Source organism: Pleurocapsa sp. PCC 7319 (assembly GCF_000332195.1).
GTDB lineage: Bacteria > Cyanobacteriota > Cyanobacteriia > Cyanobacteriales > Xenococcaceae > Waterburya.
This window is the reverse complement of the sequence record NZ_KB235922.1, coordinates 1,542,471-1,559,649: the sequence shown is the minus strand read 5'-3', so window position 1 is coordinate 1,559,649 and position 17,179 is coordinate 1,542,471. Positions and strand designations below refer to the sequence as shown.

Annotated in this window: 18 protein-coding genes and 1 pseudogene; 7 read left to right on the top strand and 12 right to left on the bottom strand. The window is 38.8% G+C overall.

Translation table 11 applies throughout. The features are described 5' to 3' along the window. Positions 1 to 114: 114 nt before the first annotated feature. Together PLEUR7319_RS0111035 and PLEUR7319_RS42585 are read right to left on the bottom strand one after the other, a co-directional pair. A complete protein-coding gene (locus tag PLEUR7319_RS0111035) occupies positions 115 to 369 on the bottom strand; it encodes a Txe/YoeB family addiction module toxin (protein ID WP_019505283.1) in 255 nt (84 codons plus the stop codon). Between the two features lie 139 nt (positions 370 to 508). Continuing rightward, positions 509 to 763 (bottom strand): annotated as a pseudogene (locus tag PLEUR7319_RS42585) (type II toxin-antitoxin system Phd/YefM family antitoxin); the annotation flags it as partial. Positions 764 to 893: 130 nt separating this feature from the next. On the opposite strand from PLEUR7319_RS42585, the gene PLEUR7319_RS0111025 reads away from it, so the two are divergent. Further along, entirely contained in the window at positions 894 to 1,115 is a 222-nt protein-coding gene (locus PLEUR7319_RS0111025; protein ID WP_019505281.1) for a Nif11-like leader peptide family natural product precursor, read from the top strand. Between the two features lie 64 nt (positions 1,116 to 1,179). On the opposite strand, the gene PLEUR7319_RS0111020 is transcribed toward PLEUR7319_RS0111025, so the two are convergent. The 6 genes from PLEUR7319_RS0111020 to PLEUR7319_RS42580 form a co-directional block, all read right to left on the bottom strand. Beyond that, positions 1,180 to 1,413: a LapA family protein gene (locus PLEUR7319_RS0111020; RefSeq protein WP_019505280.1), complete on the bottom strand. Its 234-nt coding sequence runs from the start codon at positions 1,411 to 1,413 to the stop codon at positions 1,180 to 1,182. A gap of 12 nt (positions 1,414 to 1,425) precedes the next feature. Continuing rightward, positions 1,426 to 1,974, bottom strand: coding sequence for a Uma2 family endonuclease (locus tag PLEUR7319_RS0111015; RefSeq protein WP_019505279.1), 549 nt, complete (start codon positions 1,972 to 1,974; stop codon positions 1,426 to 1,428). Between the two features lie 94 nt (positions 1,975 to 2,068). Further along, positions 2,069 to 2,791 (bottom strand): hypothetical protein, encoded by a 723-nt coding sequence (locus PLEUR7319_RS0111010; RefSeq protein WP_019505278.1) that lies wholly within the window; start codon positions 2,789 to 2,791, stop codon positions 2,069 to 2,071. A 130-nt stretch (positions 2,792 to 2,921) separates the two neighbouring features. Further along, positions 2,922 to 3,386 (bottom strand): hypothetical protein, encoded by a 465-nt coding sequence (locus PLEUR7319_RS0111005; RefSeq protein WP_019505277.1) that lies wholly within the window; start codon positions 3,384 to 3,386, stop codon positions 2,922 to 2,924. Between the two features lie 24 nt (positions 3,387 to 3,410). Then, positions 3,411 to 4,841 (bottom strand): MotA/TolQ/ExbB proton channel family protein, encoded by a 1,431-nt coding sequence (locus PLEUR7319_RS0111000; protein ID WP_019505276.1) that lies wholly within the window; start codon positions 4,839 to 4,841, stop codon positions 3,411 to 3,413. Positions 4,842 to 4,876: 35 nt separating this feature from the next. Next, positions 4,877 to 5,125, bottom strand: coding sequence for a hypothetical protein (locus PLEUR7319_RS42580; protein WP_144054287.1), 249 nt, complete (start codon positions 5,123 to 5,125; stop codon positions 4,877 to 4,879). A 326-nt stretch (positions 5,126 to 5,451) separates the two neighbouring features. On the opposite strand from PLEUR7319_RS42580, the gene PLEUR7319_RS0110995 reads away from it, so the two are divergent. The 3 genes from PLEUR7319_RS0110995 to asnS all read left to right on the top strand — a co-directional run bounded on the left by PLEUR7319_RS0110995 (position 5,452) and on the right by asnS (position 8,946). Next, the gene (locus PLEUR7319_RS0110995; RefSeq protein WP_237743555.1) at positions 5,452 to 6,063 is read left to right on the top strand and encodes an ACP phosphodiesterase; all 612 of its coding nucleotides are present in this window, start codon (positions 5,452 to 5,454) and stop codon (positions 6,061 to 6,063) included. A gap of 47 nt (positions 6,064 to 6,110) precedes the next feature. After that, entirely contained in the window at positions 6,111 to 7,418 is a 1,308-nt protein-coding gene (locus tag PLEUR7319_RS0110990) for a sensor histidine kinase (RefSeq protein WP_019505274.1), read from the top strand. A gap of 136 nt (positions 7,419 to 7,554) precedes the next feature. Continuing rightward, complete coding sequence (gene asnS / locus PLEUR7319_RS0110985; protein WP_019505273.1) at positions 7,555 to 8,946, top strand: asparagine--tRNA ligase; 1,392 nt, start codon at positions 7,555 to 7,557, stop codon at positions 8,944 to 8,946. 581 nt (positions 8,947 to 9,527) lie between these two features. Here asnS and PLEUR7319_RS0110980 read toward each other — a convergent pair. Beyond that, positions 9,528 to 10,091 carry a Uma2 family endonuclease gene (locus PLEUR7319_RS0110980; protein ID WP_019505272.1) on the bottom strand — a complete coding sequence of 188 codons (564 nt, stop codon included), beginning with the start codon at positions 10,089 to 10,091 and terminating at the stop codon, positions 9,528 to 9,530. 152 nt (positions 10,092 to 10,243) lie between these two features. On the opposite strand from PLEUR7319_RS0110980, the gene PLEUR7319_RS0110975 reads away from it, so the two are divergent. Beyond that, a complete protein-coding gene (locus PLEUR7319_RS0110975; RefSeq protein WP_026102447.1) occupies positions 10,244 to 11,224 on the top strand; it encodes an alpha/beta hydrolase in 981 nt (326 codons plus the stop codon). A 226-nt stretch (positions 11,225 to 11,450) separates the two neighbouring features. Here the strand turns inward: PLEUR7319_RS0110975 and PLEUR7319_RS0110970 are convergent, their stop codons facing one another. Continuing rightward, the gene (locus PLEUR7319_RS0110970) at positions 11,451 to 13,979 is read right to left on the bottom strand and encodes a DNA topoisomerase (ATP-hydrolyzing) subunit A (RefSeq protein WP_019505270.1); all 2,529 of its coding nucleotides are present in this window, start codon (positions 13,977 to 13,979) and stop codon (positions 11,451 to 11,453) included. 258 nt (positions 13,980 to 14,237) lie between these two features. Between PLEUR7319_RS0110970 and PLEUR7319_RS0110965 the strand changes: the two genes are divergently transcribed. Beyond that, positions 14,238 to 14,636, top strand: a complete 399-nt coding sequence (locus PLEUR7319_RS0110965) for a response regulator (RefSeq protein WP_019505269.1) — start codon at positions 14,238 to 14,240, stop codon at positions 14,634 to 14,636. Between the two features lie 177 nt (positions 14,637 to 14,813). Continuing rightward, positions 14,814 to 15,770, top strand: coding sequence for a DUF362 domain-containing protein (locus tag PLEUR7319_RS0110960; RefSeq protein ID WP_019505268.1), 957 nt, complete (start codon positions 14,814 to 14,816; stop codon positions 15,768 to 15,770). A gap of 36 nt (positions 15,771 to 15,806) precedes the next feature. On the opposite strand, the gene PLEUR7319_RS0110955 is transcribed toward PLEUR7319_RS0110960, so the two are convergent. Further along, a complete protein-coding gene (locus PLEUR7319_RS0110955; protein WP_019505267.1) occupies positions 15,807 to 16,796 on the bottom strand; it encodes a fatty acid desaturase in 990 nt (329 codons plus the stop codon). A 97-nt stretch (positions 16,797 to 16,893) separates the two neighbouring features. Next, the gene (locus tag PLEUR7319_RS0110950) at positions 16,894 to 17,097 is read right to left on the bottom strand and encodes a hypothetical protein (RefSeq protein WP_026102446.1); all 204 of its coding nucleotides are present in this window, start codon (positions 17,095 to 17,097) and stop codon (positions 16,894 to 16,896) included. Between the last annotated feature and the right edge of the window lie 82 nt (positions 17,098 to 17,179).

Here is a 17,179-nt window from a genome sequence, read left to right as displayed (position 1 = left end):
TATAGCCGTACAAAGTTACGTTAGGACAAGTTTATTTGATTACTCGTAAGTAATGAGTAACGAGTAACGAGTAATGAGTGTCCTAATAAAAGTTCGTATTGCTATACATCTGTATCAGTAATGATAACGGCACTGAACAATGATGATACATTCATCCTGAACTTGGTAAATCAAGCGAAGTTCTTGGTTGATTCGGCGCGACCAAAGCCCCGACATATCAAACTTTAGAGGTTCTGGTTTGCCAATGCCTTCAAAGGGGGTTCTTTGAGTATCCTTGATTAATTGATTGATGCGTTTGAGTATTTTTTTATCTGTCTTCAGCCAATATAAATAATCTTGCCAAGCGTCATCTAAAAACGTTATGTCCATAGATTTAGACTTCAGCAGCCTTATCCGAAGGTGTATCCTTTAGGGTATCTTCTTCAACAGGTCGATTGGACTTGCGCCCTTCAGCAGTCTTGTCTTCTTCAACAAGTCGATTGGACTTGCGCCCTTCGGCGACGCGTCCCTCAACTTCAATCAATTCCCGTTGTTGGTATTTCCCCTCTTTTAATTGCTCTAATGCTTTGTAAAGTCGTTGGGCGTTTTTGGGACTTCTTAGTAAGTACATGGTTTCTTCAATAGCACTATAGTCTTCTAAAGACATCATGACCACTGGGCTTTCTGATTGACGAGTAATGATAATTGGTGCATGATCCTCACACACTTGGTTCATTACCGTAGTGAAGTTTTTGCGTGCTTGAGTATAAGTAATTGCATCCATAATTATAGTGGCGATTTTTTCTTTATTGTAACTATTTAAGTACGTAAACGGTCAATTATTAATTAGGTGGTGCCTCAGGAAAGTGTGGGAATGGTATGATGAGTAGCTAGGAAGAATAGGAGTTTCAAATATGGCTTTAGATCAACTCGAGGCATTTTTAAAGAAAATGCAGTCTGAACCTGCACTTAAAAATGAGGTGCTCGCTTCCTCAACTGCAGATGAAGTTGCGCAAATAGCACTAAAGCTTGGTTTCGAATTTTCAGGTGATGAATTATTGAGAATGTCAGGTAAGAAAGTTGGCAGGGTTACTGTTGAAAAAAACGATCTTCCTGGAGAGTACTGGGGGAATTGAGCAGATGCCAGCTCACCTATAGCCGATAGCTGATAGCTGATAGCTTGTTTGAGCGAAGCAAGTTCTAATAACTACGACGACTTTTTCTTTTGCTCACAAACAACAGGGGAATTACCCAACCCAGAATCATACCAATACCACTACAAAAAGCTAATAAAACTCCAACGGGCACAGTAATCGATTCCAAAGTCAAAAACTTTACCGAAACATCTTGAATATTTTGGATCGAAAATATGGCGATCGCGATAACCCAAGTTGCTAAGAGTAAAGAATTTAATAAGCCAGCGAGTGCTTTCATGATTAGCAATAATTAAAATAATAAAAGTTGTTCTAGAGCAATCTTAATATCCGGAAAAGCTAGGGGAGAAATCGTACCACTAATATACTCAACAATTTGAGAATAGCTATTATTTTTAGGGTGAGTATGGACAATTAACTTATTGTTTGCCAGGTCTACGACCCAATATTCAAGAATATAATTTCGGGCATAAATAAGAGATTTTTCTGCCAAATCTTGACTGAGAGTCTCGTTTGATATTTCAATTAACCAGTAAATATCTTGGGAATAAGGATGATGATGAGAATAAATAGTTTTGGGTAATCTAACTACTGCTATATCAGGTTCTGGTTCAGAATTATCTAAAGTAATCGGATGAGATTCGCGTATTTTAGCCAGTCCTTGTAGTTTTTCTCTCAGTAACTGAGCTACATCATCATTAGCATAAGTATGTTCTTCTCGTTCTGGACTCATTTCAATTATTTGACCATTTAACAACTCAACAGATTTACCTTCTAATAGTCCAGCTTTGATCATCAGGTGATACTCTTCAACTGACCATTTATAAGTAGTTAGCGTCATAGTTTGAGCAGTTTTTGGTTCGAGATATGTATAACTCTGGCTCCATACATTTATATTAATTCTTCATCGCTCTAATTTTGGAGCAACTTAAATGCTACTGTACTCCAATAGACTTCCCACCTGGAAGTTCCGAACCGATTATAGTCCGAATTTTAATCGGTGCATCTTGGGGATGAGGCTCCCAGCCCACCTCGTAACCGGCTGCCCAAGCCTGTTTTCTAGCTGTACGAAAAGCCTCAAAACTATCTGGTCTGACAATAAATACTAGGTAATCTTTGTTGGAATTAGACTTAGCCAAAACCTGATTAAATTGAGAGTCTTTAGAGGTCAATTGATTTGTTGTTTCTCCAACATTGGGGGACAAAGGGTCAAAGGTCAGAGATACCCCATTGTCTACTGCCTTCACTTCGTAGTTTTTGGTATTGACTCTAAAATTACTCTGACGACCTAAAATGCTCGATAAACAAGACTGATAGTTACTTTGACTGATAATTGCCTCTGCGGCGCTGACATTATCTCGGGGCTTATTACAGTTGGGCAGGTTGCCTGATAACTCCAGTTCTTTTTTTCTGACCTGTCTAAGATCCAAATAGCTCACTCGATTATTTTTAATCTCGAACCAGAGAGATTCTTTTTCAGTCGGAGAGGATAAAGGAGTTTGAATAGTCACTTGGGTTTTAGGTCTACTACCCGTAGCAATCAGGGTGACAAAAAGACTAATGAACATTAGCACCCCGACGGTATTAGTCAAAATATCCAAAAAAGAATCTAAATTTTGGCTTAAACTAATGTTTTTGCGTCTAGCTCTACTTCTCATTGATTATTCTTAATTTAATTACTTTTAACTTAGCGAGTACTTCGAACTAACCTATAACCTATAACCTATAACTCCGAATTCCGAATTCCGAACTCCAAACTTCGAACTTCAAACTTCGAACTCACGTTATTTAGCTTTCTATTTTGAGTTCTAAGCCAAATTCTAGTGGTTCATAGCCAATATCTATCTCTTCTTTGGTGACTAGCTCCCGAATCTTGTTAAACATTTCTAAACCGTCAGGCCGCAAAATAACTATGAGATATTTTTCTTCTTTTAGTGTTTTTAATTCGGCAACCAATTTTCTGAGGGGAGATTTTTCGTCATATAAATCTGCTCGAGGAGCAAACTCTTTGCTGGGATGTAATACAAAACCATCCTCACGACATTCAATATAAACTGGAATTTTATTTTGGTTAGCTCCCTTACTGTCTTCTTCTGTCTTAGCAACTACAATTGCTTCTTGCGGTTCCAGAGCTTGGGTAGTTAAGACAATAATTAACAAAATTAGCGTGCCGATGGTGCAGGCTAAAACAGAAAGGAACGGAAATAGTTCTATCTCTGTTTGTTGTTTACGATAAATGTTGCGCCTAGACATGAAGAAAATACTTTGCTCTGATGGTTAAGAATTTTTGTTGTTGTCCTGTTCTACAATAGTAATCCGACGAGGTTTGTTGAGTTGTTTGAGAACAGGTTGAAGCTGAGCCAGGTTATCTCTAACACCAGTCAAAACATTTTCTAGTAAAGCAGTTTTTTCTAGGGAAGCAAAACTCTGTTCTAACCCTTGCTGTATCTTTTGAAAATCCGACATTTTTTGGGTAGCAACCTCTAGGGAATTAACTCGATTTTCCAAAACCCGAGCTGCTTTCTCTAGCTGGTGGCTAATCTGCTTAGTCTGGATGTTGAGATCGTTAGCTGCGGAGAGATTTCTGCTTCTAATCTCATCGACAATCGATCTGATTTGCCCTACCAACTCTTGATTAGCTTGCTGTTGCTGCGCAAAAAAGTTGAGAAATTCTTGGCGATCGCGGTTAGCTGACTGTCTTGCCTCGTTGGCTTGGGCGATTATCTGAGAACTAATATCCTGTACTTTGCCTACTTCTGTTAAAAATCCTGCGGATAAGCTTTTGGCAGCCTGTTCGGCATAACTATGGGCGGGCTGGATTAGATCCTGAGGATTGGGGAAATGCTCTCTAATTGCTCCTTCTACCGATTGATAAATAGCTTCTTCGTTGAGCTGTTCATTTTTCTTCTTTAATCGGGGTAATAGCTTGTCGTTGATAAAGACATCAATACCGAGCAGTAATTTTGATTCATAGCGTTCTACTAATACCAGGGGAATCATCACCAATACACTAAGAAACAGTGCCAACAGAGTAGTATCAAAAGCCAAACCTAGGTTACTGGTAACTTGACCAATACCCTCTTTAATTTGTTCTACATCCCCTGAATTTTCCAAAAATCCCGAAAAACCACTGACGGCACCACTAATACCAACAACTGTCCCAATAAACCCTAAGAGAGGAATTGCCCAAACTAAGATTCGCGGTACCGAATAAGAAGCTTCTGACGCACTCATATAAAAAGAAGAATCATCGAGAGCAAAATCATTCGCTACAGTGCGATCGCCACTTTTGATGTAAGCTCTGAGAATACGTCCACAGCGTACTGCTATCAGACTTCCGTCCTTCATTAATCTTTCTTGGAAGTATGCCACTTCATGAGCATCAGGCTGGTCTAGAGGAATATGATCGGCAATCCAAATTTTACCTAATGTCTGATGTTCACTTCTAAGAGTCAAAAATTTCAAAATAGTTGTAGCAACTACTAAAGCAGCCAGAGCAACTACTATGGCTTGGATAAAACCTCTTTCAAACAGCAAAATCCCAATATAAGATTGCCTTACCGCTGGCACAATCCCGATCACGGCATAGGTAATGATAAAAATAGCGGCTGCCAAAATCAACAACAGTAGGAAGTCAACTTCCAATTCCTGACGTTGAGAATTTCGCAAACTGGCTTTAGGTTTAAAGCTAAACTTTTTTTTGGTCATATTTATTCTTAGTTATTGTTTATTATGATTGGTTATCAAGAAATTCTTTGATTTGTCTCTAAAAGCTGATAATCTTCTCTTTGGTCAAAAATTACTCCGTCCTGCAACAACGGACACATGGGGCGAGGCATACAAGCCGATAAGGTTTCCTCCTCGGACAGTGCCTTGCGAACCAATCGCCTTCTTAGGTGATTGCATATGGGGGTAAAACCCCAGAGTGCCTCACGTGCTTTGTGCTCTGACCGTTGGTCAATTATTGATTTCGGAGAAAATACAGTATTCACTGTCAAATAAAAGCGATGAGACAGTACAAATGAATGTCATTGATTTTTAACTAACTGATATAAGTTAATCTAGAAATATATTCAAATTAATCTAGTCTAATAAAAACCCTTAAATTCTGCCTGCTGACAAAATAGACTTCTTGCTTTAATTCAAATAAACTTTGATTAAGTTTACAAATATAAAGATGAAAGGCAAAGGAAAAAATACATTTATAACGAATTGTAATATAAAGACCTCAACACTTCAGTATGCACCTTTGTAGATAACAGATCCAAGTAAAAAAAACGAATACGATTTAGAATACGAGCTAGTAGTTTTCTGGTAAATGATGAATTGGCTAGCTCATTTATTATTAGCCGAGGATAATCCCGAAAGTCGTTTGGGGAACTTGTTAGGGGATCTAGTTAAAGGTGTGGAGCGAAAATCTCTGGCTCCTAGTTTGCAACGGGGATTACAATGCCATCAGGCGATCGACATTTTTACTGATAAGCATCTAATAGTTAAGCGCAGCAAAAAGAGAATTAACGAGAAATATCGTCGCTATGCAGGAATTTTAATTGATGTTTTTTACGATTATATTTTGGCTAATCATTGGCAAGACTACTCAGATATACCTTTAACTAAATTTACTACTACGGTCTATGCTTCCTGGGCAGATCAGCTCGATTATTTGCCTGCCTATGCTCAGGGGGTTATTCGGCGATTAATAGCAGAAGATTGGCTTAGTTCCTCTAGTAGTTTAGAGGGGATTGAATATACTTTACGCAGAATATCTTGGAAACTAAGTCGGCGCAGGAACCGGCAGTTCGACCTAACTCCCGCTAAACAAGAATTAACGCGAAATTACGCTGAATTGGAGCAGGATTTCCAACAATTTTTTCCCCAACTGATTTTATATATCGACAATTGGCATCAAAACTTGAGGAGCGAAAATTGACCTTATCTTAAATATATTGGTGAAAAACAAGATAATCAAGGGCTGATATGTGGCAAAAGCACTCTTTTCGATTACTCCTATATCTAGAATGGGTATTACTGGGAATTGCTCTACTCGCAGCATTTAGTTTAGTAATTCCTCATCATCGTCATCACTTAGTCTATCACCCAGCACATCCAGCATTGTTTAATTTGGCAGGAATTTTATGTATTGCTACTTTAGGCTTGATGGGTTTGAGGCTACCTAGCAATTCCAAATTATTGCAGCAAATTTATATTGGTGGCGGATTTATTTTCAGTTGGCTGACGATATTGCTTATTGGAAGAGGAGAAAGAGTTTTTCCTGCTTTACTTTTAATCGTATTAATTCGTGCTTGTTTATTATTTTCTTGGAGTGGCAGAATATTCGTCGCTATTTTGGCCTATATTTCCTTTCTTGCTGTGCAAATAATGTCTTTAATGAGGATTAATCCTTTTGGTATTCCCTTGGGTAGAAGATTTCCCCCTATTTTAAGACGTTTGCCATCAGAAGAATTACGCCGAATTTTATTTGGTTTGGCTTTTAATTCAGCATTATTTTTTGCTTTTGTCTTAGTTTTTGTCCTCTTATTAGTTGGTGCAGTATTAGCAGAACATGAAAGCAGAGCTAAGTTGGTTAAGGCTCATCGTCGCTTGGGTCAGTATGCACTGCAAATTGAAGCCCAAGCAACATTACAGGAAAGAAATCGTATAGCTCGCGAAATACACGATTCTGTTGGTCATTACCTAACGGCTCAAAGTATTCAGTTAGAAAATACCGCTTTATTTTTAGCTCAAGATCCAGCTAAAGCATCTGGTCATTTAGCCAAAGCAAGACAGTTAGGAAAAGAAGCACTGGCTAATATTCGTTCCTCGGTAGCAGCTCTCAGAAACAACTCTCTAGAAGAGCGATCGCTGAAAGTCATGTTAGAGGAACTGATCGCTGAATTTGAATCGAATACGAACATAGCGATCGCCTTTAAGATGAGTCACAGATTACCCCGCCGTGAAACGACGGGGCCTGCTGTGACCGTTGGTCAAGTATCAGCTTTAGCTCCAGAAGTTAGTACGGCACTTTATCGTATTGTTCAAGAAGCATTGACTAACATCACTAGACACAGTCAAGCAACTCAAGTAAACCTAAACTTAGAAGCAGCAGCAGAGAAAGTCTCACTCTCAATTAAGGATAATGGTTGTGGTTTTAATCCTCAAGATAATACTACCGGGTTTGGGTTACAGGGAATACAGGAACGGACGACAGCATTACAAGGTAGCTTGAGAATTATGAGTGAATATGGCAAAGGATGTCAGATTCAAGTTGAAATCCCCAAAAAGTGACAGTTATCGAGAAGTGTTGCAATGTTGCAATACGTCAAGTAATGATTAACACTGATTTACTGGATGGCTATTAATAATCTGCCAAGAGATTTATTCGATAAAATAATTCAAATATCTAGCATGAATTTGAGGCTATATGGTAACTAGACGAGTTGCAGACATTCTAAAAAATGGTCAACCAGATGAATCCGTAACCATTCAAGGTTGGGTCCGTACCAAAAGGGAATTAAAAGGATTTTCCTTTGTAGAAGTCAATGATGGTTCATCACTGTCAGGTTTGCAAGCTGTTCTGGATGCCGACATACCAAATTACGAAACTATTCTCAAACAACTAGGTACTGGAGCTGCTGTCGAAATTACCGGAAAGTTAGTCGAGTCTCCAGGTAAAGGGCAAAAAATTGAGATGAAAGCAGAGTCTATAACCGTATATGGTGAAGCTGACTCGGAAACCTATCCCTTACAAAAGAAGCGTCACTCTTTTGAGTTTTTACGCACCATTAGCCATTTGCGATCGCGGACTAATACTTTGGGAGCAGTTTTTCGGGTACGAAATGCTTGTGCCACAGCGATCCATCAGTTTTTTCAAGAAAAAGACTTTTTATGGATACATAGCCCAATTATCACTGCCAGCGATTGTGAAGGGGCGGGAGAATTATTTACCGTTACTAACTTAGATTTAAACAACCTGCCCAAAAACGATCAGGGCGAGATTGATTACAGTCAAGACTTTTTTGGTAAACCTGCCTATTTAACTGTTAGTGGACAGTTACAAGCGGAAGTGATGGCAATGGCGTTTCAAAATGTTTATACATTTGGTCCTACTTTCCGTGCCGAAAATTCTAATACTTCTCGTCACTTGGCGGAATTCTGGATGGTTGAACCAGAAATGGCTTTTTGCGACCTGGAAGGAGATCAAAACCTAGCAGAAGAATTCCTGAAATACATTTTTCAATATGTATTGGATCATTGTGCTGACGACATGGAATTTTTCAATAAATGGGTTGACAAGTCAGTGCTAGCTACTGCCGATAATATCATTAGTAATGAGTTTGAACGAGTCACCTATACCGAAGCTATTACTTTGCTGGAGAAAGCCAAGAAAAAATTTGAATTTCCCGTAGAATGGGGAATCGACTTACAGTCCGAACACGAGCGCTATTTAGCAGAAGATTTGTTTAAAAAACCCGTCATTGTTACGAATTATCCTAAAGATATTAAAGCCTTTTATATGCGTCTTGACGATGGCGAAAAAACTGTCTCTGCTATGGATGTATTAGCTCCTGGAATTGGTGAAATTATCGGTGGTTCTCAACGGGAAGAACGATTAGATGTTTTAGAAAGAAGAATTAAAGAAATGAGCATCGAAGCAGATGATCTGTGGTGGTACTTAGACTTACGCCGTTATGGAACTGTACCCCATGCTGGTTTTGGCTTGGGCTTTGAACGACTGGTGCAGTTTATGACAGGAATGACCAATATTCGAGATGTGATTCCCTTCCCTAGAACTCCCTTGAATGCCGAATTTTAAGGTCTGAGGCAGAAATTCAAGGTAAAGCACATTATACTAAATCCGTTTCGTATAGGTTACTTAAAAAATTAAGTAATGAGTAACAAGTAAAGCGGCAAAGCCGCAGCTATAAGCTATAAGCTATAAGCTATAAGCCAATTAGAAGGGGCTTTAACCCCTCCTAATTGAAGACCACCAAACTTTGTTTGCTGGGGGCATTAAACCGCGGAATGCGGCGGGCAACGGACAGCTTGAGGTTACCTCAAGCTTCCGCCCGCCCAATAGCTATAAGCTGTTAGCCGTTTACAAAGCGTAAACTTTAGAGCTTATAGCTTAAGGCTTAGAGCTTATAGCTTTTTGGTAACGAGTAATGAGTTGAAACAACATTTGGTAAAAAACTAAACACTACTCTTAACAAGCGGATTTAGTATTAGTACCCTGATGCTTTGGATAAGTAACTTCAGTTCGGGTTAAGACAATTTAAGGAAGAAGTTAGCTTAAAGCTTTTTGAGATTATTTCTCAATCAACTGCAACATAAGCCTTTCGACTTTAAACAACACCTTGATTACACTAATCTTTACTATTTACAACACAACCAGATTTAAAGATTAAAAATATCTTCATAAATATCTGCCATTGTTAAAGTCAATCCAACTGAATCTAGTGATAACTTATCATCTTTACTCAAAATTTCTACTGTCCAATTCCCATTATTATCTTGGCGATAAATTTCTACTTTAATTTTATCTTGAGAAACCAAAACGTATTCTTTCAGGCTATCAATAGTTTGATAATTAATTCGTTTTTCCCGTTTATCCGTAGTTTCGGTAGAATCAGAGAGAACTTCTACAATCAGATTTGGATTGGTTTTAAAGTATTTTTTATTGTCATTGGGATCGCAAGTGACTAGAAGATCTGGATAATAAAATATATCCGCCTTTTGTGCCTTAACTTTGACTTTCATATCAGAAACGAAAGCACGACAGTAACTACCTCGTAAATGAGGACGTAACAAAGCGAAAATGTTGCCTACAATCAAGTTATGTGCTTCGCTAGCACCAGCCATAGCATAGATTTGTCCCGCCACGTATTCATGACGTATTTCAGCGTCTTGCTCTAAATTGAGGTATTCTTCGATGGTAAGAAGATTTAAAGGCGATCGCATGATCTTATCAAACTTAAAAAATTTACTCTCTTTTCTATTGTCCTACAAGCCATAAAGCGCAGCGTCATGAACAGAGTATTCACTGCTATTAAATTGCTCTAAAAGTTTGCTGATCTATTCTATACTTGGGGTGTAGTGCAAAATCGTTGGTGATGACTGTTAAAGCTTTTTGGAGAGTCACTAAAGTTAAAAATGCTTCATTTCCATACGATACTATCAACCTCAAGGTGCTGTATCCCGCTCTAGATATAGATCCTCAACAGCCAAGATCTACTTCCTCTGTTGATTCTACCCTAGCTCCTTTTCCAGTAGTCATTTTCTTCAGTGGGATCAATTGTAGTTTGATTATGTATCAATGGTTGGCTTTCAAGTTAGCTGCTCGTGGGTTGGTAGTAGTTTTGTTTGATTGGCTGGCAGAAAATATTCCTGGGAGCATTGCGCTCACTCCTGGTGTCGATCTGGCTGCTTTTTCACCTGATGTCTATGGTACTATTCCTTCTGCTTCTGCTTTGCCTTTACTGTTAGCCGAATTAGAGTATTTGCAGTCAGAAAGCATACTAGCAGGTATGCTAGATCTCCAAAAAATCATTTTGGGAGGTCATTCTGCTGGTGGCAGGATAGCTTTAGAAAATGCTAGTCCGAAGTTTTTCAGCCAAGTCTCCGCTGCTTTTAGTTATGGTGCTCATTCTGCTACTGCAATCCAATTAGGATGCAGTCCAGGAACTATTTCACCTTTACCTTCCTCGGTACCAATGCTTTTGATGGCGGGTACTCGCGATGGAGTCATTGCCAAAAATAGTCATCGCTATGGCGTTAGAGAATGGAAAACTCCAGCCACTCCTGTTATCCGCACCTTCAACGAGGCTATTTCTGGAGGGCGAAATGATACTTATTTGATTGTTCTTGAAGGGGCAAATCATTTTGCGATCGCCGAGTATCTTGATTTGACAGTCGAAGCCACTGCTTTAGATTTCCCTCCCACTCAACCAGAAAACAAAATCCGCTCAATAATAGCTTCTGCAACTAGTTTATTTATTGATACAGTAGTTCGCCAACCATCAAAAGCATCACAAGAGCTTCAGCAATTAATAGAGACTGATAATTCTTTGATTGCCTTTGCTCAATTTAAATAATTTTCTTCTTGTTTAAAGAAAGTAGGTAGTAATGAAAAAAACACCAAAAAACACCCTGAATATCGACGCAGGTACGATTGTTTTAATTATCTCTGTCCTGATTTTATTACCCTTGTTGGTAACGGGCTTTGTTTCTCATTAGCCGAAATTAATAGTTGGTCCTGCGCACGAACCAATAAAACAAGGCTCTACATCTGTAACGCGAAGCGTGTCAGTGTAAGAGAAGTCACACAAATGGATAAACACCAGTAATAATTTCATTCGGCTTAAGTTTGCCAATTTTTGCTCCAGGACTATTTTTTTCAGCTAACTTAAGACTACTAATTGGTAGTACTAACCGTCGATTGATGCTAGTAGTTAGAGTAATATTTTCTTTGTCAGTAGTAGCAATAATTCCTGCTAACATATCTTCTTTAGCTGTGAATTGAATCGCTTGAGTTCCAATATCCCCTCGATTAGCCAACCTGAGAGAACCAACAGAAATTCGTTTACCAAATCCTAGCTGAGAAATTACCGCGATGGAATCATTAGGTTTAACAGCACAACAACCCACTAGAGATTCTTTCAATCTCAAGCGCATGACTCGATTTCCTTGAGCATTCCTTCCCATTATGGGAATTTGAGCATCGTTCACTGGTAAGCGTAATATACGTCCTCCTGTAGTCGCAATTACCATTTCATGCTTTTTCTCAGTAAAACAAAAGTATTTTAAAATATCTTTTTCCTTGAGTTTGACTAAGACTAACCCCCTGTTACCTAAAGCATCTAGCTCAGTAGATTCGAGGCGTTTAATAATACCTTTTTCTGTGAGGAATACTAAATCTAGATTGTGATAATTTTTAGGTAGGAAGAAATGCGCCACCGTACCATTAGCATCTCTCTGGGCAGCTGACGATAAGAGTTCTACAGCTTTTAATTCAGTACTTTCCAAACTAGAAGGAACTTCTTCAACCGGAACAGGGTAAGCTTTGCCACTATCGGTAACTACAATTAGTTTATCCCGATCGCCAATAGATTCTTCTTTAACCAGAAAGTCTTGTCCTTTATTGGGAGTAGATTTAGTCGCAGTTTTATCTGAAACAGGATTTTGCCAGTATATACAGCCAGAATTAGTTACTTTGAGAGTGGCTTGGGGAGAACGTTCAAAAGTAAGGCTAGGAGATACCGCTAAAGCAGGATCTTTCTTCGGAGTTTTTTTCTTACTAGAAGATTTTGGTTCAGTTTCTGGTTGATTAGCTGATTCATCAACTAAAACGTTGGGGATACGAGTACGACGTTGATCGCCAAACTTACGCTTTAGAGAGCGTAGTTCTTTTTTCAGGGACTTCATTAACTCATGGCGATCGCCTAAGACTCGATCTAAGTTAGCAATGCGCTCTTGTAGATCTGTTAATTCAGTCTCTAGCTTTTGCTTTTCTAAACCTGTTAAGCGACGCATGGGCATCGCCAAAATAGAATCTCCCTGAGTTGGCGATAAGTCTAACTCTTCTTGGAGACGTAACTTAGCTGAAGTGCCATCAGGAGCATGACGCAAAATTTCAATTACAGCATCAATTTGATTTAGAGCCAGTAACAAACCTTCTACTAAATGTAGCCGTTGATTAGCTTGTTCTAGTTCATGAGTGTATTGTCTTCTTAGGGTATGTTCCCGGAATTTAAGAAATTCTTCTAGGACCCCACGTAGAGGCAGCTGAACTGGCTTATTGTCTACTAGTGCCAGCATAATTGCCCCAAAATTGCTCTGTAATGCTGTCTGACGGTAGAGTTGGTGCAAAACCTTTTGCGGAGTAGCATCCTTTTTAAGTTCTATTACTACTCGCATTCCATTGCGATCGCTCTCATCTCGAATATCAGAAATCCCCTCGATTCTGCCCTGGTTCACTAAATCAGCAACTTTTTCAATCCAGCTAGCTTTATTAACTTGATAAGGTAGCTCCGTAATGATAATTGCCCGTTTTTCTCGGCGTCGTTTTTTGCCCGAAATCAACCTCTCGATTTGGGCAATACCACGCATTTTAATGCTCCCCCTACCAGTACGATAAGCATCCTGAATTCCTTTGATTTCAACAATTTCTCCACCGGTAGGAAAATCAGGACCAGGAATTAACTCCCAGAGTTTTTCCTCTGCTATATTTGGGCGATCAATTAAGGCAATTAAACCATCGACCACCTCTCCCAGGTTATGGGGAGGAATATTGGTTGCCATTCCTACTGCAATTCCTGAACAACCATTGAGGAGTAAAATCGGTAGTTGAACAGGTAGAACAATCGGTTCAGTTTGAGAATTATCAAAGTTACTGCTGAAGTTAACCGTTGCTTCTCCAATCTCTGTCAGCATTGCTTCATGGGCAACTGGAGCCAGCCTGGTTTCCGTGTAGCGCATCGCTGCCGGAGGATCATTATCTACTGACCCAAAGTTACCATGACCATCTAAGAGAGGATATCTAGTCGAAAAGCTTTGTACTAAACGCACTAAGGCATCGTAAACTGATTGGTCGCCGTGAGGATGATATTTACCTAATACATCTCCCACTACGCGGGCGCACTTACGATAAGGACGGTCTGGAGTCAACCCTAGCTCATACATGGCATAGAGAATACGTCGATGAACTGGTTTGAGCCCATCTCTTACGTCGGGTAAAGCTCTCCCAACAATTACACTCATTGCATATTCGAGATATGACCTCTCCATTTCTTGGTGAAGAGGAGTAGGAATGATTTGACCATTTCCTAACAAGTTTAGCTGTTGTGCCATTCAAAAAATCTCCAAGAGTTGTGAGGAATATGCCGCCAAAAATACAATCGAGCCTTGGGGAAAATAACTAACAAATAATTAAGAGTATAAAAATTTAGCGCAATTCGACCTTGTAGGTAATAAAACTAATTAGCTTTGCTATCTGACTTTTTTGAGCCAAAATTAGAAGTATGTTTTCTTAATCTAATAATCTTATTTGTTCACGTTATTCTTAGCATCAAGTTTCTCTAAGTAAAAAAACTTTTCAAAGTAACATCTATGACAACGGTATTGATTGTAGAAGATGACCCTATAAATTATCGGGTTTTTTCCAAAATACTAACAAAAAAGGGTGGATTGCAAGTCCAAGGGACAGAAATTGTCGAAGAAGTTTTACAATTAGCTCAATCTGGAGAGGTAGATGTAATTCTAATGGATATTGCTCTTGCCAATAGTATTTATGAAGGAAAACCAGTTGATGGCATAAAAATTACTCAAATGCTCAAATCAGACCCAAAAACAGCTCATTTACCGATAATTTTAGTTACCGCTCACGCTATGGAGGGCGATCGCGAAAACTTTCTTAAACAAAGTGGTGCCGATGGCTATATTTCTAAACCAGTGGTTAATCATCAGGAGTTTATTCAACAGATTGTTTCTTTAATCAATAAAACATAATTCAAAAATTTGCAATTTGCCATTTATTTTCTTCTTGGAGTTATATTTTAATGAGCTAGTACATATATACTATTAAGGTTGATTTTTATCAAATAGCTTGTTTTTAAATAAATGAGAACCGCTATATTTAGAGTTTTTTGATATTTTAGAGGCAGATATTCAGATCTAAACTTAAAAATGTATACAGTAAGTCTAATCCGCGCTCAGTCCTACGAGCTAAAAAAAATAAAATCGCGTCTTGAATATTTACTCGAACCTTTGGGGGGAATCCAAGCCATTGTCCAACCAGGCGATCGCGTTTTATTAAAACCCAATTTACTAACTGGTAGTCGTCCCACCAAAGAATGTATTACGCGTCCTGAGATAGTATACTGTGTGGCTCAATTAGTACAAGAAGCAGGAGGAAAACCTTTTTTAGGAGACAGTCCCGCTTTTGGTAGTGCGAAGGGAGTAGCCAAGGCTAATGGTTATTTACCTCTATGCGCCGAATTAAATTTACCAATCATCGAATTTAAAGGACAACGTTACACCACAGAAAACGCCAATTTTCAGCACTTACGCCTATCTAAAGAGGCAATGAATGCTGATGTCGTCATTAACTTACCCAAAGTAAAATCTCATATGCAGCTAACTATGACCTTGGGTGTAAAAAACCTCTTTGGTTGTGTTCCTGGAAAAATGAAAGCTTGGTGGCACATGGAAGCAGGGAAAGATGCCGCTCGCTTTGGTGAAATGCTAGTGGAAACAGCTAAGGCGATCGCTCCAGATTTAACCATCATTGACGGTATTGTTGGTCATGAAGGTAATGGTCCTAGCGGTGGTGAACCTAGAGAACTAGGCGTTTTAGGTGCGTCTACTAATGTCTTTGCTTTAGACCGAGCCATGATTGAAATCTTGAATGTCGATCCTCTGGTTGTACCCACTTTAGCAACTCAATTTAAACAGGGACTTTGTGCCGAAATTGCGGAAATCGAATTTCCCTACTGCAAACCCGCAGACTTACAGGTATCTGATTGGAAACTACCCGATGCTCTCACACCCATTGATTTTGGATTACCTCGTGTTCTGCGCTCAACTTTTAAACATTTCTATATTCGCTTTATCAAAGAGCCATTAAAAACCTATGGAAATTAGTTCAGAACTACTAGCTTAGAGCTTAGAGCTTAGAGCTTAGAGCTTAGAGCTTATTGACTTATTCGACTCAGGAATATAGCGGTTAAAATGAACGGGTTCAAAAAAAGATTTTGCCCACAGCCACCAGATATGAAAGTAGGAATAGGGATTATCGTTGGTGAAATATTCGGGAGCAATTTTTTTGATTTTTGGTAGATGTATCCAGGCTACATTGGCGAAGGTATGGTGTTCATCGTGATAGCCAGTATTAAAAAAGGGGATATTAGTCCATTGATAAGTTGAGTAGGTTTTACCTTCTTGATAAATATGGTGTTCGGCGATCGATTGACCTTTAAAAGTTATGCCCCAATTACTTACCATAAAAGTCAAGCTCCAAAATAAATATAAAGAAGCTTGCCAGCTCAATAAATACCATGCTAGAGCATATAAAAATAAACTGGTAGATGTTAGAAATATTTGCAAAAATTTAGATGTATAAGCTGATTGGATGTGACGAGACTCGGCGGGAATCATTTGCGCCATTACTAAGTCTGTAATAGCTACACCGCCAGGAAGCAGTTGAATAATAGCTTCTGCTGACCGCCAATAAGGATTTAAAGTCAGAAAGCGCGATTGTTTTTTATCCCACCACTCATAGTCTTGTTGATAGTCATTGAGATGTCGATGGTGGGATTTGCCGTGAATACCAATATAGGTTATAGATTTGCCAAAAGAAAGTGAACCTAACTCAATGAGAAACAAGGTGAAAGTAGAACCAAATTTCCCTTTTAAAACTAGATTATGAGCCGCTTCATGCACAAATACGGCTAACGAATGTAGAATAAATTGACCAACCAAGAGGGAAATTAAGCCAATCATCCACCAAGATAGATCTTTTACTAACCAAGCTACAGTCCACTGAAGAGAAGCCAGAACGATAATGGGAATAATAGATAAGGGATAGTTGCCAAAATACTGTTTAATCTCGGGATGATCTTGGAGGATTTTTTGACTACGTTCAATGTGCCACTGGCGATCGGATGACATAAAATTCTGATAATCGGATATAGAATAGCAATCTTATCCTACAGATTTTATATTGTTCAATACTGCCTATGTCTCGAAGAAGGCTGAAATGATCTGCTTAGACAGAAATCAGTGGCATTAATTTTTCCAGATTAGCTGATAAAGTAACGATTTGAGGTCGACGGTTTTTCTGGAGATTATCTACTTTTCTTAAATCTGGCATTTCTTGCCAGCAATAGCGGCAAAACCAGTATTCTCTTTTATTGTCAATGTGGTGCAGCATTACATTGGAGCAACAAGGGCAGGTAGGATTAATTTTCATAGCTAGGTCAACTCGGTTTTTTCGGGAATATTTCTATTAAAGGTATAAAATCAAATTTCGCTAGTTAGAGAATACTTAGTAA

Coding starts and splice junctions, on each gene's coding strand:
- PLEUR7319_RS0111035 (WP_019505283.1), bottom strand. CDS start 369: ATGGACATAACGTTTTTAGATGACGCTTGGCAAGATTATTTATATTGG.
- PLEUR7319_RS0111025 (WP_019505281.1), top strand. CDS start 894: ATGGCTTTAGATCAACTCGAGGCATTTTTAAAGAAAATGCAGTCTGAA.
- PLEUR7319_RS0111020 (WP_019505280.1), bottom strand. CDS start 1,413: ATGAAAGCACTCGCTGGCTTATTAAATTCTTTACTCTTAGCAACTTGG.
- PLEUR7319_RS0111015 (WP_019505279.1), bottom strand. CDS start 1,974: ATGACGCTAACTACTTATAAATGGTCAGTTGAAGAGTATCACCTGATG.
- PLEUR7319_RS0111010 (WP_019505278.1), bottom strand. CDS start 2,791: ATGAGAAGTAGAGCTAGACGCAAAAACATTAGTTTAAGCCAAAATTTA.
- PLEUR7319_RS0111005 (WP_019505277.1), bottom strand. CDS start 3,386: ATGTCTAGGCGCAACATTTATCGTAAACAACAAACAGAGATAGAACTA.
- PLEUR7319_RS0111000 (WP_019505276.1), bottom strand. CDS start 4,841: ATGACCAAAAAAAAGTTTAGCTTTAAACCTAAAGCCAGTTTGCGAAAT.
- PLEUR7319_RS0110995 (WP_237743555.1), top strand. CDS start 5,452: ATGATGAATTGGCTAGCTCATTTATTATTAGCCGAGGATAATCCCGAA.
- PLEUR7319_RS0110990 (WP_019505274.1), top strand. CDS start 6,111: ATGTGGCAAAAGCACTCTTTTCGATTACTCCTATATCTAGAATGGGTA.
- asnS (WP_019505273.1), top strand. CDS start 7,555: ATGGTAACTAGACGAGTTGCAGACATTCTAAAAAATGGTCAACCAGAT.
- PLEUR7319_RS0110980 (WP_019505272.1), bottom strand. CDS start 10,091: ATGCGATCGCCTTTAAATCTTCTTACCATCGAAGAATACCTCAATTTA.
- PLEUR7319_RS0110975 (WP_026102447.1), top strand. CDS start 10,244: ATGACTGTTAAAGCTTTTTGGAGAGTCACTAAAGTTAAAAATGCTTCA.
- PLEUR7319_RS0110970 (WP_019505270.1), bottom strand. CDS start 13,979: ATGGCACAACAGCTAAACTTGTTAGGAAATGGTCAAATCATTCCTACT.
- PLEUR7319_RS0110965 (WP_019505269.1), top strand. CDS start 14,238: ATGACAACGGTATTGATTGTAGAAGATGACCCTATAAATTATCGGGTT.
- PLEUR7319_RS0110960 (WP_019505268.1), top strand. CDS start 14,814: ATGTATACAGTAAGTCTAATCCGCGCTCAGTCCTACGAGCTAAAAAAA.
- PLEUR7319_RS0110955 (WP_019505267.1), bottom strand. CDS start 16,796: ATGTCATCCGATCGCCAGTGGCACATTGAACGTAGTCAAAAAATCCTC.
- PLEUR7319_RS0110950 (WP_026102446.1), bottom strand. CDS start 17,097: ATGAAAATTAATCCTACCTGCCCTTGTTGCTCCAATGTAATGCTGCAC.